The following is a 16,896-nucleotide window of genomic DNA, read 5'->3' as shown; positions in this document are numbered from 1 at the left end:
ACCCTAAGTATTAACTGTGCAGGTTATTTTACGTTATTTCACGAATAAAATGCTAACAAGGTTTTCACTTAGCGCATTTTTTTGCCATTATAGACGCTGATTTACTAAGCAAGGATATTTAGGGTGTATTTAAGCTATTTTGGCTTGTCAGAAAAACCGTTTTCAATCGCGCCGAATCCACAGTACTTATTTTTAAGTGAACGCCATAAAGAAGCTTTAGCGCATTTGACCTATGGGTTAGGCGAAGCGGGAGGGTTCGTTTTATTAACTGGCGAAGTGGGTACGGGTAAAACTACGCTAACGCGAAGCTTGCAAGATCAGTTGCCTGAAAATACCCAAGTGGCATTAATTTATAATCCCGCACTTTCTGAATTAGAGTTATTAGCCAGTATTTGTGATGGATTTAGTATTGGTTATGATGAGCAAAATGCGACTCTAAAAACGTTAACAGATGCAATTAAAAAACACTTAGAAGCAAATCATGCTAGTGGTGGCCATACAATTTTAATCATTGATGAGGCACAGCTGCTATCGCCCGATGTATTAGAACAGCTACGTTTGTTAACGAATATAGAAACGAATCATAAAAAATTATTACAAATAGTATTAATTGGTCAGCCTGAATTAAACGATTTACTTAAACGTAATGAGTTGCGTCAATTGGCACAGCGGATCACGGCTCGCTATCATTTACTGCCATTAACGCAAGGGCAAACATTTGCCTATGTAAAACACCGACTTTACGTTGCAGGTTGTGATCGTACAATTTTCACTCAAGATGCATTAAAGGCATTATACTTGCTGACCATGGGCGTTCCACGGTTAGTTAACTTATTGTGTGAGCGATGTTTAGTAGGCGCATTTTCTAAGCAACTCATGATGATAGATAGCGATATCGTGATGCGTTCAGCACAAGAGGCTTTGCCGCCAACAACGTTAAGCAGTGAACTAAAGACTGATAAAACATCTTACCATTGGCTTTTCCCTGTGGCTTTTTTAGTCGTGCTTAGTATGGGTATTGGCTTGTCGTTTATTTTTTAGTAGTGGTAATTTATGTCGTATTTATTAGATGCATTAAAACAATCGCAACAACATGATGAAGCTGCAGCGCATGATCGCACTGCTGAGCAAGAAAAACAGCAAAAAGAGTTACAGCGTTATCGTTTCATTGCTATCTCATTGGGTTTACTAGTCGGCTTTATATTGACACTCATGGCTGGCTTTTCAATTGGTAAATGGTTGCAGAACAGTCAAGGTGATGCACTTGTAGCGTCAGATAAAATTATTGCTGTTGGCGTAGAAGAAGAAAAGAAAAACGATGCGGTCCCACAAGTAACGAATCAAGTGCCCGTTAATAACACTACGGCACAACCAACAGTTAGTGCGGTTGTGCCGCAAATTGTAGCACAGCCACAACCACAGATAGTTCAGCCAATTAATCAGCAAATACCTCAACAAAACTCGGGTCAATACCAGTGGGTGCAAGTACCTGTAAATACAGTGCCGACTTATTCGCAAAGTCAACCAATGCTAGTACAAACACCGAATGGCTATCAGCAAGTTTATACCGCGCCACCTCAGCAACAATATAACCCGAATGTAATGCAAGTACAGCAAGTACAACAAGCATCAAATACCAGCGCTAGCAGTATCGATATGAGCAAATACAAAGTATTAGGTAAGCCGTTAGGCGAACAAGCACCGGCCAAACCTAAACCAGTAGCCACTGTGACCGAAGAAGAGTTAGAGATTGTACCTACAGCCCTTAAAAATGCATTTGCACGTGCCATTGAAGATACGCAAAATACGCAGACTCACCAAATAACGCAAGGGACTAAAAATTCATCTTATGCAGAACCGATAGAGTTGTTACCCGATGCTTTATTGGCTTTAATACCACAGATTAAGTATCAAGCGCATATCTACTCATCATCACCGGATAAACGTTGGGTGAAACTTAATAACCGTGAGTTATATGAAGGCGATAGAATGGGCGACTTTAGAATTTTAGAGATCACTCCCGAGCAAACCGTATTGAGCTTTGATGATTATGAGTTTAGCTTAAAGGCGCTGCAAGATTGGCCACAGTAGGGGGATTAACTCCCGAGTATCTACATGGATGTAGCTACTCGAATGTATAGGCGTGAGCAGGACATGGAAGCTTTGCTCTAGTTTTGCTTAGCCCACACGATTACAAATCTCACGCCGCGATTAAATAGCCCCTCGTTTAAAACTGATAGCTGAGCGCCACTTTAATTGTACGCCCAAAAATTGGCCGACCATAAAACAATGGCTCTTGGTGGCTTAAATCATCCCTGGGATTTCCCTCTGTTAACCCCAATGTGTTGGTCATATTTTTCACTTCAAATTGAGCACTTAGTTGCTCAGAAATCGTCAATTCTGCAAATAAGTCCCATGTCTGATAAGCCGGTAGCGAAAATTGGTTCGCTATATCAGAGTAGCGTTCGCCAATATAAGACCAAGTAAGAGCGACAGTGGCTGGCCCTGCTTGGTATTGCGGTGTTAATCGCAATTGCAACTCAGGGGTGCGGGTTATTTGATTTCCGTTGTACTGGCTCTGTGGTAGTTGTTTTGGTATGCCATAAAACCCTGCGTCTTGCCAAATACCAAGGGCACTGAATTGCCACGTTTTACCATGTTGATAGTAATATTCAAACTCCAAGCCTTGGGTTTGGGTATTGATTAAAATAGCCTGTTGTGAGCTTGCCGCGCCGCGATAAACAGTAAAGGGTAAAGGGTCAAAGTTAGTATCAAACACAGTACCGCTAAATTGCCATTGCGGTGCTTGATAGCGCAGGCCAACTTCACTTAACGTTAAACTGATTGGCTGACCAAAGTTTTGTTGTTCTTGTTGTGCAGCTGTTTTTGCCCAACCTCGACCGTTGCCATAATTAATTAATCGAGGCATTTCAAAAGCGTTGGCATAACGAGTAAAAATAGCTAATTGTTCACTAATTTGGTAATTAGCGCCTAGAGTTAATGCATTTTGGCTAAATGAATCACTGAGTGTACTTGCTGGTGAGTAGTGTGAGTAATAGCGTTTTGAGGTGTTAGTTTGCGATGTTTTCCCTTGAAAAGTTGTGCTTGTTAAATTGAGATGCTCATTACGCAGGGCTAAATCAACTCTCAGGTGATCTGTTACTTGCCAATCAACGCTTGCATAAAATGAATGAGATCGAGAGCGGCCTTGGCCTTTTAAATATACGGGACCTGCATAGGATAAAAATCCTTGCTCGGTAAAGTTGGCTACTACATTATCTTGTTCATCCACCAGTACGATATCAAGGCGTTCAGGTTGATGCTTTACATCTGTCAATATTTGCCCAAGCCACAAATCTAAAGGTAATGAGCTAAAATCGCTGTGAGCATAAATATGACCTAAGCTGAGAGACCAGTGTGTCTGCTGGTAATCCGTATTAAAGTGATTAATAAATTGCTGTTGTTTATAGTTAGAATGGAGTGGGTAACTTGAAGTGATAAGGCCATTACCGTTAAGTTTCTCTGGATCTGAAATAAGCATTTTATCATGATGACGCAGGTATTTTGCCTGTAATCTTGTATCGCTAAAGCTATTTTTAAAGTCGCTAATATCTTTATGTTGCAGCCTACTTTTTGCATCTAAAATAGTGTCGTTCCCTAAATTCATTAAAGTATAAAAACGATTACTTAGGCTTGAATAGCGCGCATTATTATTAATGGATACGTGCTCAGATAGCGACGATTTAAATTCCATGGTATAGCTATTCATTAAGGTGTGTTGTGCGTCTTCTAAATCATGCTTTGTTATACCTTCAGGTGTGTGGAACTCTAACCAGCGCAAATCATTACTAAGCAATGTGCCGTAGTCATAAGGTAAGCTCGATAGCTCATTAATAGCCCCATAATTTTGCATTACTAAAGGCGCATAAAAACTGGTTTTATCGTTTAAATGTTTGTAGCTAAAATCGAGCTCGAAATCATCATTTAACCAGCTAAGTCGAGTGCTAAATTGGCCACCTAAATCGCTATTAAAGCCCGATTCGCGAATGCCGTTAGAGGCTCTATAAAAACCACCGACTGTATAAAAAAAATTATCATTGATCGGCCCGCTAAGTACGCCATCTAGGCGGGTATAACCATAGTTAATTGCTTGACTCAGTTTGACTAAATTAAAAGGCGTCTCAGTACCACGCCTACCAATGTAATTGACCATAGCAGCGGGACCATTGAGAGTAAAAATACCACTGCTGCCGCCACGCACAGCTTCAATTGTTTGGTGAGTTAAGTCTGGACGTAAAAAAAAGTCACTCCAAATACCATCATACGTAATGGGCAAGCCGTCTTCCATTAGGCTAATAAAACGAAAGCCTTCCCCTCCTCTGAGTCCACGCGGAGAGACGTTGTTATTTGTTTCACCGCCAGAGTCTTCAACCCAGAAACCTGTAACACCTTTGAGAATTTCAGCACTGGAGTAGGGGGTGTGTTTAGTCAGCTGTTGAGTTGATAATTGAGTTATCGCGATGGATGAATTTATAATGCTGCGGTTTTTCCCACTCACCCCAGTGACGATGATCCGTTCAAAATCATGTTCCTTCACTTCGTGCGACTCAGAAGCGGTAATGAAGATACGCTGTTGCGAATGCACCAAACTGTATTGATAGTGACTATTGGTTAGGGTTTTAATCAGTACTTCGTCGAGCGTGAAAGTCCCGTCTAAATGGGTTAGGACGACTTCTTCAGATAATGCGGCAGCACTAAGTTGCCAGCCACTTTGATCAGCGATATCAAGTAAACGCTGCTGTAAGTTGGCAGGTGGTAAATTAAAAAGGTGCTCAGAGGTAGCATGGACATAACTACTAAATAGCATTAACCAAAGCAGTAGCTTGGTTAATAACTTTAATAACATTACTTGGCTCATCGTTTTCATCGCTGTTCAAACTTTGTACCATTTTTAGCGCTGTTGCGCCATGCCATTTTGAGCTAATTTGCTGTTAATACAAACAATGATCCTTGCTGCGAGATTGTGATCGGATAGATCTTATCTAAACTATTTACCCACGAGTCAATTTCGCTCGTCAATAATGTACCGTTATAAGTAAGTTGAGCGAGCTCTTGATTATCCAGTGTTATTTGTAGATCACTGTAGCGGGCGACATCATTGAGTACATCACCTAAGCGGGCATTTTGATATACCAAGCGACCCTGTTGCCAGTCCATCATCAAATTATCACCCAGAGCTCTACTGTGGATAACCGCACCCGTTTTAGTTACTTCAGCGGCTTGCCCTTGGGTTAATTTGATTATGTGTTGTTGCGCTACAGACACTACGCCCTCTAATACATCAACACGAATAGAGGATGGGTTAGCGCGTACATTAAACACAGTACCTAACGCTTCAACCTGGCTCTGCTGGTGGCGTACTATAAATGGACGTCGTTTATCTTTACTAACACTAAACAGCGCTTCGCCTTGGTACAACGTGAGCTCTCGAAACGTGTCACTGTAACGTACTGCTAATTGACTGTTAGCGCCTAAATTAACACGGCTGTTATCAGCTAAGGTGATACTCTTGTGTTCATTAATTGCAGTTTGAAAAAACTCATTCTGTATATTAATGGCAGGTGAGGTCTTAGTTGTTACGGCTATGCTTTGCCTTACAGGTCGATCCGTATTTATAAAAATAGTAAAGCTGAGCAAGCAAAATGCGGCAGCAATAGCAAAGTACCGTGTAAGAGGTTGCTTTTTTTCTGACGGAGTTACAATCGAAATAGACTCTATATCGGCCAACTGTTCGGTGACATAAGTTGTGTCTAGCTGCGCAGATAGTTGCCAGAGTTGCTGCATTTTATAAAAAATATCACTGTGCAGCTTGCTCTGTGCAAGCCAGTCGTTAAGAGCTTTAGGGTATTCAGTGCTGTTTTTCTCTTCTAGCAACAACAACCAGTCAGCAGCTTGCTCTTCAATAATCGATAAATCGTCAGGTGATGGGGTCATGCTAATATCCTTAAAATTCATGATTAAAGCTCATGTTGTAATTGTTGATAGCAATGACGAACTGCGCGCAATACATATTTTCGTACCATACTGGGTGATATTTGTAAGGTCAAAGCTATCTCTTCATAGCTTTGACCTCGAATTTTATACAATAAAAAAGCCAGTCTGCATTTATCAGGTAAGCTGGCGAGAGACTTTTCCATTTCTTTAAGTAACTCTTGATTATGAAGACTCTTTTCTGGATTGGCACTTGTATGAGGCTGTGGTATTTGATCGCTATCACAAGTAAAGTCATCAAAAGGGCTACGTGATCTACGACGTAATTTATCAATTGTTAGGTTAGTTGCTATTTTATATAAATAAGCTGCAATGTAACTGCTTATTTCAGCTTGTTCTAACCCTAATAGTTTAACAAATGCTTCTTGAGCTATATCTTCGGCTTCACGTTGGTCTAACCCTTTGCTCATTATATGGCGCACCAACTTTTGTTGTTGCTCTAAAAATAGTTTTTCAACCTGCTGACGACGTACTGTTAACTCATCGGCATGGCTTTTTATCGTATTTGGATGGTGCTTTGCTTTTCCCCACATTGGTAGCAAATTACTCATTGAAAATCCTTGTTGAAGCTAACCCTTGTTATCTAAACGAACGAAAGGTGCTATTTGAGAGTAATTGATTTTAAAAAAGCCCTAAATACACTTTTAGTATTAGGGCTAAATGGGACTATTGTACGGCGATCTCATCAATATACAGAGGGAGTTTAGGGATCTGGCTATCGTTAGATTGCTTGCTATTAATGGCAATGACTTTTAAATAACGGACTTTTGTTGGTGGAAAACTAAATACAGACATTGGCCCTTGAGGATCAGTTACATTGATCAGGGGTTGCCAGTTTTGTTGATCATTCGATCCAAATACTTTGATTTTAGTTGGTGGGTGCAGCTGTCGATGACGGCCGCTGTTATAGCCCAAGCTGACTTGCTTAACTAAAATGGTATCCTCAAAATCTATGATCGCATTAAGATCGCTGTCGTAAAAAATAGCGTAATCATCTGCACTATAGAATTGATCATAAGCAAATTGACCATCTTGCAATTTTAGGGCTGAATCCCCAGTTGCGGGGTAGGCTAAAGTTATTTTTTTACCGATTGCTAAGTGCGGCAATAGTGTTAATCGCGCATCGCCAACAAGCCGCCCAAGCGAGATCACATAGCTTTTAGCGCGCAGCTGTGTGTATTCAGTGATCGACAGTGGTTGTTGATATAGGGATGACGAAAGTGTTGGTTCGCTGCCATCTAGCGTGTAGTAAATGCTTGTATTAGCGACTTCAGTGGTGATTTCAGCTAATAGTCGAGTGCCTTTAATGGTGCTACTAATGATTGGTTTATACGCACTTTTAGCTGTATAAATATGCATTTGCTGATAGCGTTTTAATAGCTCAGGTAGGCGATTTTGACTATAGTCCGGCCACGATTTATTGTCTGTGCTAGACCACAGTGTTTCGGCCAGCGCACTTAAGCGAGGAAACAGCATATATTCTGCGTGGCGCGGCGTTTTAATGTATTCAGTCCATAATGCACCTTGAGCACCAATTATATAGGCTTGTTGCTCTGAGGTTAGGTGGTTTGGTTGAGGATTATATTGATAGACATGTTTTAAGCCAGACAAGCCATGAATGGCTTTAGGTTCGTCTAGGTTACGTGACTGATATGCATCTAAATAAATGTATTGATATGGGCTCATGATCACTTGGTGACCCATTTTTGCTGCTTGAATGCCTCCTTCAGTGCCTCGCCACGACATGATGACCGCATCGTCGGCAACGCCGCCTTCGAGTATTTCATCCCAACCGATTACTTTTTTATCTAGTGCTTGAACAATCTTAGCAACCCGCTTAATAAAGTAACTTTGTACTTGCTCTGGGGTGGTTAAGTTATGTTGTTGCATTAGTTTTTTTACCACAGGGCTTGCCAGCCATTGCTTTTTAATAACTTCATCGCCGCCGATGTGTATGTATTGACTGGGAAATAGCGTGGCTACTTCTTTATAAATGACAGCTAAAAACTCAAATACATCTTCTCGTGGGCACAGTACATCTTCAAAAATACCAAATTGTGCTTGTACACTCACAGCTTGTTGATGACATGATAGCTCAGGATAAGCGGCAAGAATAGCGGTGCTGTGGCCAGGAATATCAATCTCTGGGATCACTTCAATATGGCGCGCTTTAGCGTATTCAATCACTTCTTTAATTTGTGCTTTAGTGTAAAAGCCAGATACCGGTTGATTATCAAACAGAGGCTTATAGTCGTATGTGTGACCAACAATGGTATTAGGGCGAGTAGCACCAATAGTGGTTAGTTTTGGGTAGGCGTCTATCGCAACTCGCCAGCCCTGATCGTCCGTTAAATGCCATTGGAAAACATTGAATTTATGCATTGCGAGCCAGTCGATATAACGTTTAACAAAGGCGACATCAAAAAAATGCCTGCTTACGTCCAAATGCATACCACGATAAGCGAAGCGGGGTTCGTCGCTAATCATTACTTGCGGGATCTGCCAGCTTTGGCGATTAATCGGCATGCGTGATTCTATCTCTGTAGGCAGTAATTGACGCAGTGACTGCATTGCCCAAAAAAGCCCTTTAGCAGTTGGTGCTGTGACTTCTATAATGTCTTTTTTGACTAATAATTGGTAACCTTCATCGCCAAGAGGTAGATCGACTATTTTGAAATTTATACTGCTTTTAACTGTTTTATCAGCTTGTGATACAGCTAATTGATAACCCGTAGGCGGACGCAAAAATGCTGAGAATTGTTCAGCAACAAGCTTTGCATCTAAATGGTTATAGGTCACTTTACTGGCGCTAGTTAGACTAAAATGGCCTTGCCTAAATTCAGTGCTGCTTGGCTTTGGAGTGATATATGCCGTTGCAAAGTAAGGCATTAACAGCAATGAGAGTAGCAAAAAGCTGTTTTTGAGGTATTTACAAAAAGGTGTTCGGTTCATTGTAACTTCCTGGAAAAGCCCGCAATGGCGAGCTTGGTAAACTAATTAACACTGGGCATAGCGAAAATTAGTAAGGGGACTTTAAAAATTAAGAGTGAGAGAAGCACTGATTGTGCGTCCTAAAATAGGTCTCGCGTAGTAATAATCATAGCCTGCTTGCACATCGTTAATCGCACGTGGGTTGCCTTCAGTTAACCCTAACTCATCGCTCAGGTTGCTGGCTTTTATGTGCAGTGCTGCAGTATCGTTGAAGCGATAATTTACGCCCATATCGATAGTGGTATAGGCTGGTAATTCAAATTTATTTTCACCGTCAGAATAACGCTCGCCTAAATGATGGACTGTAAAATACACATCACCGTCATCAAAATAGTAAGTCGGGGTTAAACGTAATTGTACTTTGGGTGTTCGTTTAACTTGCTTACCTTCCCAGTGTGCAAAAGCACCAGTAAAGCCTTCCATTTTAGGCTTTTGTACTACACCGGTTAGTTCCAATTGTAATGAATCAAGTGCTTGCCAAACGGCTTCAAACTCAAGACCATCAGTAATCGTATCTATAGTCTGATTGGCTACATCACCATTGCTACCAGTAAAATTACGCTCTACCAAGTCGTTAAACTTGGTTCTAAATAATGTTGCTGAAGCACCTAATGTATCACCAGAGTAACGTGCGCCCAGTTCAGTAAAAGTAAGGTTAACGCTGTTATTAAAATCGGCAGTAATACCAGCATGAATATTTTGCCCATGACTCATCAAACGTGGCATTTCAAATGCATCGGCGTAGCGGCCAAAAACAGAAACATCGTCGCTAAAGGTGTAGTTAAAACCAATCGTCCATGCAGTTTCTGTTTCACTGCGTTTTTTAGATAAATATTTTTTTGAAGTTGTATCTACATAATTATTAGCCAGATTATTATCTACATCATTGCCATTTTCATCAAAAGCGCCAGCAACGGGTTTTGCAAATTCAGTACCTGAAGCTGTGCTATTTAGTTCTAGCCATTCAATACGAATACCACCATCAAGACGTAGGTTATCAGTTGCTTGGAATTGCTCATTTATGAACAATGAATTTGAAGTGCTCGTACCAAACGCGGTTGCTTGACCCCAGCCTGGGGCATAGCCAGTTGAGCCATTATTTGTGAGTTGACCAACGACTTGTTGATTGTTATCAACAGCGACAATATCAAGTAAGCGAGCATTGTCTTTTACTTCGGTTAAAAATTGCGATTCCCACTTATCGACAGGTAAAGAATCAGCATCCACATACGCAAATAACCAACCCATAGTGATCGTATGTTGATCGCCTTCATAAGTGAAATTAAGCTTATTTACAAATTGATCAGCGTCATAGCGGGAGTACAGTGGATAACTGGTAGTAACTAAACCGTTGCCATTTAAGTTACTTACATCAGTGAGCATTTCACCACTATCAACATAGCGGTAGCGTGCTGCTACAGCGCCATCACCAGCAAATTGATCTATCATCGATAAAACATCTTGTTGACCAAGACGATCATTGGCGTTAACTAAGGTGGAGTTATCAAAGTTAAGTAAAATATACATGTCGTTTTCAAAGCTTGAATAACGTCCTGCGGTATTAAGTAACCAGCGATCATTTAGCTCCCAATCAAGGTTGTAGCCTAGGGTGCTAAACTTTGTGTGTTGACCATCTTTGAGGTCGCGAGTTTTATAACTGCCATCTTCTTGTAGGTAATTTAATAGTCGCTGGCCATTACCGATTAACGTACCGTGTTTTGGATCAACGCCGGGAATGCCTTTAGGGCTTTTCTGATCTTGCAGTGGGATTGGTACAAAAAAGGTGGTGTGATCATTTAAATGTTTAGCAGATAAGGTAAGCTGACCTTTATCAAATTCACGTACTAGATTTAGACGTAACTGACCTCCGTGATCGGCTGTAAACTCTGTGTCTCTTACACCATTGGATCGACGATAAAAGCCACCAACTGACATTTTCCAATCATCGCTAATTGGTGTACCGTAAAAAAACTCACTGCGATACATTCCATAATCGGCCGTTGTGAGACGAATTGTCGCTTCTTCTACATCATCAGGTTTACGCGTAATAAAGTTAACTAATGCTGCGGGACCATTGGTAGTAAGTAGGCCTGAAGTACCACCACGTACAGCTTCCATATGTTCTATTGTAATATCTTGACGTTGGTAAAAATCAACCCATACACCATCATAAACGACCGGTAAACCGTCTTCTTCAACACCTATATAACGAAAACCTTCACCACCACGTAAACCACGAGGTGCTACATTATTATTGGTTTCGCCGCCCGAATCTTCAACCCAAAAACCAGGTACTGCCTCAAGTAAATCAGCAGTGCCTAATGGTGCTTCTCGGGCTAATTGATCGGCATCTAATGTGGTAATTGATACAGATGACTCCAGTTTGGTTTGGCCTCGGCCACCGCTGCCAGTGACGACAATACGTTCAAGATCGAGTAGCTTTTTAGGTTGGGCGTTTTCTTGTGCGTGCGCAAAGTTTGCACTGACAAGTGCGCTGGTGATTGCCAATGCAATAAGGTGTTTTGGAGCTGTAAAATAGTTGTTGTTCATCGTATTCCCTTCGTTGTTGTTATAGACAAGCTTGACGGATTATTGGCTTGTAAATGAATAAACGAACGAAGGGCTAGTTTTAGGAATTTTTAAGTAAAAAATTTAAGGCAAAATTGAATGTTTAAAAAAGCGAATTAAATCAATATTAAAATCTGCGGGTTTGACTGCACCTTCTAACGCATCTTGGTTACGACTGTGAGCAAGATCAATATCTTGCACTTCAGTATAGCGTGCGTGTTTGGCATGATAAAACGTTTTTACTTGAGGTTTGAGTGGGCTTGCAGGGTTACTTTTAGTAACCAACCCCACTTTTTGACTCGATAGTTTAACTAAGGTGCCAACAGGATGAATACCTATGCATTGAATAAACTTAGTGAGTAACTCGCCATCAAAACTGTCAGGGCAACCGTCTTTTAATATTTTAAAGGCTTTTATTGGCTCCATACCTGCTTTGTACACGCGCTCAGCTGTAAGTGCATCATATACATCAACAATAGAGGCCATACGCACGTATTGGCTTATTTCATTCGCAGGTTTACCAAATGGGTAACCGCTGCCATCTAAACGCTCATGATGAAAACCTGCAATATCGACAGCGATCCCGGTTAGTCCTGCTTTTTCTAAAATTTGCTTACTAAAGAGTGCATGATCTTGAATAACTTTATATTCTTGTTCGGTTAGCTTACCTGGCTTATTTAAAATTTCATCGGGGATCTGAATTTTTCCAATATCATGTAGGAGAGCGCCTGTAGCGAGCTCTTCGATGAGATCTTTTTCAAAGCCTAAGTGTTTGGCAAAAATACTTATTAAAATAGAAACATTGATTGAATGCTCTAATAGGTAGGTGTCTTTTTCACGCATACGAGTGATACATGCAAGCGCATCTTGATTGCGAAATACAGAATCTATAAAGCCGTTCGCTAATTCTTTAAATGGTGCAATATCAATTGTATTACCTGCTTTAATATCGGTAAATGCTTTGCTTTGCAGTTGTTTTGCTTCTGTATAAAGCCTATTGGCTTTATGCATTTCTTGTTCGACACTATTAGCTGTTAGCCAAGGATCACGTTGCTTGGGGGTATCGTCAATAATTTCATCACAGGTATGCTCTGTACTCGGATCTACGATGGTTTTATCAGGATCAATTTCAACCTCTAATATACCGGCTTTAATAAGTTTATCGATCCCTGTTTGCGTTTTAACCCAACCTTGGTTTTTGATCTTAATTTTTCCAGTTTGTTTCGTCACGTTCTGAACAAACATACCAGGGAGAAGTTGATTAATAGGGATGGTCTTCAAATTATTTACTTCGTTAAAGTGGTTGTTCTTTAAACCTAGCAAACTTTTGCTTATAACTGTAGTTATAGACATGAAAAAGGGCGCTATTTAGCGCCCTTTAGTACTTATTACGTATTTATTCGTCGTCTTCTACTAACGTCATTAGCGATGTATTACCGCCAGAGGCTGTTGTATCAATACTTATAGTCTTTTCTGTGACTAAGCGCTTGATTAGCGTGTCGTAGTATTCTGAGCTTATCACTGGCAATATTGCACCTTTGCGTCCTGCAAGCTGTTGGCTAAAGTAACCTAAGCGAGAAGAACGAGCTGCAACTACTGCGCCGGCTAAATGAGGGTGTGCTAAAAGCGCTTGCAACTGGTTAGGTTTAGCTACTTGTAAAACACCTTCAGCAACGCCGGTAGAGATAAATTTATCTTTAAAGGCAACCGCTTCGTCATAGAATATTTCAGAGGCTACAGTGATTACAGTATTACCGGCAGCGAGTGCTGTGATAATTGAAATTGCCCAGAAATTAAATGACGTGCTCTTATCCGCATAACACACTACACAACCACGCGCTTCAAGGTGTAGGGTATTTGATTCACCCGTTGGCCCAGGCAACGTTGTATGTTTGCGCATGTGTTTTTCAAGACGGTTAAGCTGTGCACGTGCATCGGCTAGTGTAAGGGCTAAATCGTCCGCAAGCTCGTCAATAATGTCAACAGTTGCTATTTTAGCCAGTAGTTGACGTACCGCAGAAACGCGGTCATTAAGAGGTGTTGCGCGCCAGATTTTTTCGTCACGCATTGAGTTGGCCATTAACTTTTCAACTTGCTCATTTGCACCCGAGTAGTGGTGTAAATCAAGCTCGTCAGGCGTTAGGTTAGTCATTTGTACGTTATCTGGCGATGCTTTTTCTTTCACTAAACGTTGTAGGTAGTTAGGGCCACCTGCTTTAGGACCTGTGCCAGAAAGGCCACGGCCACCAAATGGTTGCACACCAACGATTGCACCAATCATGTTACGGTTAACGTAAACATTGCCCGCACGCGACATTTTCGCTAAGTATTCACAACGCTCTTCTATGCGTGAATGAATACCCATTGTTAGGCCAAACCCAGTGTTGTTAATTTGATCAATTACGTTATCAAGGTCTGAACCTTTAAAGCGAATGATGTGAACACATGGGCCAAATACTTCACGTTTAAGCACTGACAAATCTTTGATTTCGTATAAACGAGGAGCAAAGAAATACGCGCCATTTTCGCTATTATCTGGAATATCACATTGATAATGCAGTGTTGCGTTACCTTTTAGGTACTCCACATGATCGTTTAAGTTCTTAAGCGCTTTTTCATCGATGACAGGACCAATATCGGTTGATAGCAATGAAGGGTCGCCTACGTGTAACTCTTTAAGCGCGCCTTTGATCATATCAATTACGCCATCTGCGATATCTTCTTGAATGAACAATACTCGCAGTGCAGAACAACGTTGGCCAGCACTTTGGAAACCAGAACTGATCACATCATCAACCACTTGCTCAGGTAGCGCTGTAGAATCGACGATCATACAGTTTTGGCCACCGGTTTCGGCAATTAACGGTACTTGAATATCGTTACGAGCAGCAAGAGTTTGCGAAATGATTGTGCCGGTTTCAGTTGAACCAGTAAACATAACAGCTTGAATACGTTCATCAGGAACAATCGTTTTACCCACATCGCTACCGCGAGCTACGACAGCCTGTACAACAAACTCAGGTAAGCCAACAGATAACATAAGTTCGATAGTACGTAGTGCAATATAACTTGTTTGCTCAGCTGGTTTTGCAATTACGGTGTTACCCGTTACGATTGCAGCGGCAACTTGACCTAAAAAGATTGCCAGTGGGAAGTTCCATGGGCTGATACATAAGATCACGCCACGGGCTTCAAAACGCTCATCTTCACTTAGCTCTTCAGCGCGTGCTGCGTAGTAGCGACAAAAATCAACGGCTTCACGTACTTCATCAATACCGTCTTGCGCTATTTTACCAGCTTCTTTGATACAAATAGCCACTAGCTCATCGTGATGACGCTCTAAAATATCAGCAATGCGGCGCAGTAAATTAGCACGGTCTTTTACAGGTGTTTGTGACCATGATTCAAACGCTGTTTCAGCATTGCTTAGCAAGGTCAGCATGTCATCACTAGAGTGTAGTTTGACGTGACCAATGATTTCTTGATGATTTGCAGGGTTTTTAACGGCTAATGAACCTTCAGGTACATCCGTTGCTGCAATACGGTGCTCTGTAAACCAAGTATCAAGATTTTCTTTGAATGGCGTAATGATATTGATATCAGTTAAGTCCATGCCTTTTGAGTTTGCACGTTCTTCGCCATATAAATCAATTGGCATTTTGATTTGTGTATTGTACTTGTTACGTAAGCCTTGGAGTGTTTCAACCGGATCCGGCAGTAACGATTCAACAGGTTTAGTAGTATCAACAATCGCATTTACGAATGAAGAGTTTGCACCGTTTTCAAGTAAACGACGAACCAAATAAGCAAGTAGATCTTCGTGTTGGCCTACTGGAGCATACACACGACACTGGATTTTTTCTTCAGTAACGATTTGATCAAATAATGATTCGCCCATACCGTGTAAACGTTGAAATTCAAAGCCTAGGTTATCACCTTTTGCAACTTCTAAAATAGTCGCTGCAGTGTAAGCATTGTGTGTTGCAAACTGTGGATAAAGCACATCACGTGCTTCAAGTAATTTAATTGCACAGGCTTTGTAAGAAACATCAGTGGTTGCTTTACGTGTAAATACAGGAAAGTGATCTAAACCATCTTGTTGTGTGGTTTTGATTTCGGTATCCCAGTATGCGCCTTTAACTAAACGTACCATCATCTTACGGCCAACGCGGCTGGCAAGTTCAGTTAACCATTCAATCACAAAAATTGCGCGTTTTTGGTACGCTTGTACTGCTAAGCCAAAACCATTCCAATCAGCTAGGTCATCATCGCTAAATACAGCTTCGATGACATCAAGCGAGATATCAAGACGGTCAGCTTCTTCAGCATCAACGGTAAAGCCAATGTCATAGCTTTTAGCAACCATTGCTAGCTCTTTGAGCTTAGGCACGATCTCGTTCATCACGCGTTCTTTATGCGTGAATTCATAACGAGGATGAATTGCAGAAAGCTTTACAGATATGCCTGGACTTTTTACTGGACCACGGCCATTAGCGGCTTTACCTATGGCATGAATCGCATTCATATAGCTATTGAAGTAGCGATCCGCATCTTTCATGGTGCGCGCGCCTTCACCTAGCATATCGTATGAGTATACATAGCCTTTTTGTTCTTTTTCAGCAGCACGTTCGATAGCTTCGTCAATCGTACGCCCCATAACGAACTGCTTACCCATGATTTTCATGGCAAAATTTACTGATTTGCGAATAACCGGCTCGCCTAAGCGACCAATCGTTTTCTTCAATACACCAAACTGCTGTTCTTTGGTTTTATCAGTGTAGTTAACCATTTTACCGGTAACTAATAGACCCCAAGATGATGCGTTTACAAATAACGAATCACTGCTACCTAAGTGAGAGCTCCAGTCGCCTTTTGCAAGCTTATCGCGGATCAAGGTATCTTGAGTTGCTTTATCTGGCACACGTAGCAGGGCTTCTGCTAAACACATTAATACCACACCTTCTTCACTCGAAAGTGAGAATTCATTTAATAGTGCATCAACACCGCTTTGACCATCTTGATCACGACGAATATTGTGAACTATCTGACGAGCACGTTCCCATGCGCGGCTACGGGCTTTAACGCCTACTTCGGCAAGGGGTAAAATGTGATCAATTACAGCATTTTCGTCAATGCGGTAAAAGTCACGGATCTTTTGTCGAATTGGACACGTTGTTGTCAAATCGCCGTTGAATAACATAAGTAACCTCTGGTGTGTGGAGTCTTGCAGCTAAAAAAGTATGCTGCTCGATTATCATGTTGCGTAATGCGTGCATTCTAATTAAA

Annotated in this window: 9 protein-coding genes; 2 read left to right on the top strand and 7 right to left on the bottom strand. The window is 41.2% G+C overall.

Annotated features, from left to right (window positions below; genetic code table 11):
• Positions 1–123: 123 nt before the first annotated feature.
• Entirely contained in the window at positions 124–1,041 is a 918-nt protein-coding gene (locus tag HH219_RS02610) for an AAA family ATPase (RefSeq protein ID WP_054204309.1), read from the top strand.
• A gap of 12 nt (positions 1,042–1,053) precedes the next feature.
• A complete protein-coding gene (locus HH219_RS02605) occupies positions 1,054–2,091 on the top strand; it encodes a general secretion pathway protein GspB (protein ID WP_169326543.1) in 1,038 nt (345 codons plus the stop codon).
• 136 nt (positions 2,092–2,227) lie between these two features.
• Here HH219_RS02605 and HH219_RS02600 read toward each other — a convergent pair whose 3' ends face one another.
• The 7 genes from HH219_RS02600 to putA form a co-directional block, all read right to left on the bottom strand.
• On the bottom strand, positions 2,228–4,918 hold the full coding sequence (locus HH219_RS02600; RefSeq protein ID WP_249118429.1) for a TonB-dependent receptor: 2,691 nt from the start codon (positions 4,916–4,918) through the stop codon (positions 2,228–2,230).
• 62 nt (positions 4,919–4,980) lie between these two features.
• A complete protein-coding gene (locus HH219_RS02595) occupies positions 4,981–5,994 on the bottom strand; it encodes a FecR domain-containing protein (protein ID WP_169326542.1) in 1,014 nt (337 codons plus the stop codon).
• A gap of 23 nt (positions 5,995–6,017) precedes the next feature.
• A complete protein-coding gene (locus HH219_RS02590; RefSeq protein ID WP_249118428.1) occupies positions 6,018–6,602 on the bottom strand; it encodes an RNA polymerase sigma factor in 585 nt (194 codons plus the stop codon).
• A gap of 115 nt (positions 6,603–6,717) precedes the next feature.
• The gene (locus HH219_RS02585; RefSeq protein ID WP_169326541.1) at positions 6,718–9,003 is read right to left on the bottom strand and encodes a family 20 glycosylhydrolase; all 2,286 of its coding nucleotides are present in this window, start codon (positions 9,001–9,003) and stop codon (positions 6,718–6,720) included.
• 81 nt (positions 9,004–9,084) lie between these two features.
• Complete coding sequence (locus HH219_RS02580) at positions 9,085–11,592, bottom strand: TonB-dependent receptor (protein WP_169326540.1); 2,508 nt, start codon at positions 11,590–11,592, stop codon at positions 9,085–9,087.
• 102 nt (positions 11,593–11,694) lie between these two features.
• Entirely contained in the window at positions 11,695–12,891 is a 1,197-nt protein-coding gene (locus HH219_RS02575; protein WP_054455164.1) for an HD-GYP domain-containing protein, read from the bottom strand.
• A 115-nt stretch (positions 12,892–13,006) separates the two neighbouring features.
• Positions 13,007–16,810, bottom strand: a complete 3,804-nt coding sequence (putA, locus tag HH219_RS02570; RefSeq protein ID WP_169326539.1) for a bifunctional proline dehydrogenase/L-glutamate gamma-semialdehyde dehydrogenase PutA — start codon at positions 16,808–16,810, stop codon at positions 13,007–13,009.
• Between the last annotated feature and the right edge of the window lie 86 nt (positions 16,811–16,896).

The sequence above is a fragment of the Pseudoalteromonas sp. NEC-BIFX-2020_015 genome, from assembly GCF_012952265.1.
GTDB classification, from domain to species: Bacteria; Pseudomonadota; Gammaproteobacteria; order Enterobacterales; family Alteromonadaceae; genus Pseudoalteromonas; species Pseudoalteromonas neustonica.
Note: the sequence above shows the minus strand (reverse complement) of the source record. Positions and strands in the feature narration are given on the sequence as shown.

What these genes read in the sequence shown, in the direction of transcription:
- HH219_RS02605 (WP_169326543.1), top strand. Translation starts at nt 1,054, where the DNA reads ATGTCGTATTTATTAGATGCATTAAAACAATCGCAACAACATGATGAA.
- HH219_RS02600 (WP_249118429.1), bottom strand. Translation starts at nt 4,918, where the DNA reads ATGAGCCAAGTAATGTTATTAAAGTTATTAACCAAGCTACTGCTTTGG.
- HH219_RS02595 (WP_169326542.1), bottom strand. Translation starts at nt 5,994, where the DNA reads ATGACCCCATCACCTGACGATTTATCGATTATTGAAGAGCAAGCTGCT.
- HH219_RS02590 (WP_249118428.1), bottom strand. Translation starts at nt 6,602, where the DNA reads ATGAGTAATTTGCTACCAATGTGGGGAAAAGCAAAGCACCATCCAAAT.
- HH219_RS02585 (WP_169326541.1), bottom strand. Translation starts at nt 9,003, where the DNA reads ATGAACCGAACACCTTTTTGTAAATACCTCAAAAACAGCTTTTTGCTA.
- HH219_RS02580 (WP_169326540.1), bottom strand. Translation starts at nt 11,592, where the DNA reads ATGAACAACAACTATTTTACAGCTCCAAAACACCTTATTGCATTGGCA.
- putA (WP_169326539.1), bottom strand. Translation starts at nt 16,810, where the DNA reads ATGTTATTCAACGGCGATTTGACAACAACGTGTCCAATTCGACAAAAG.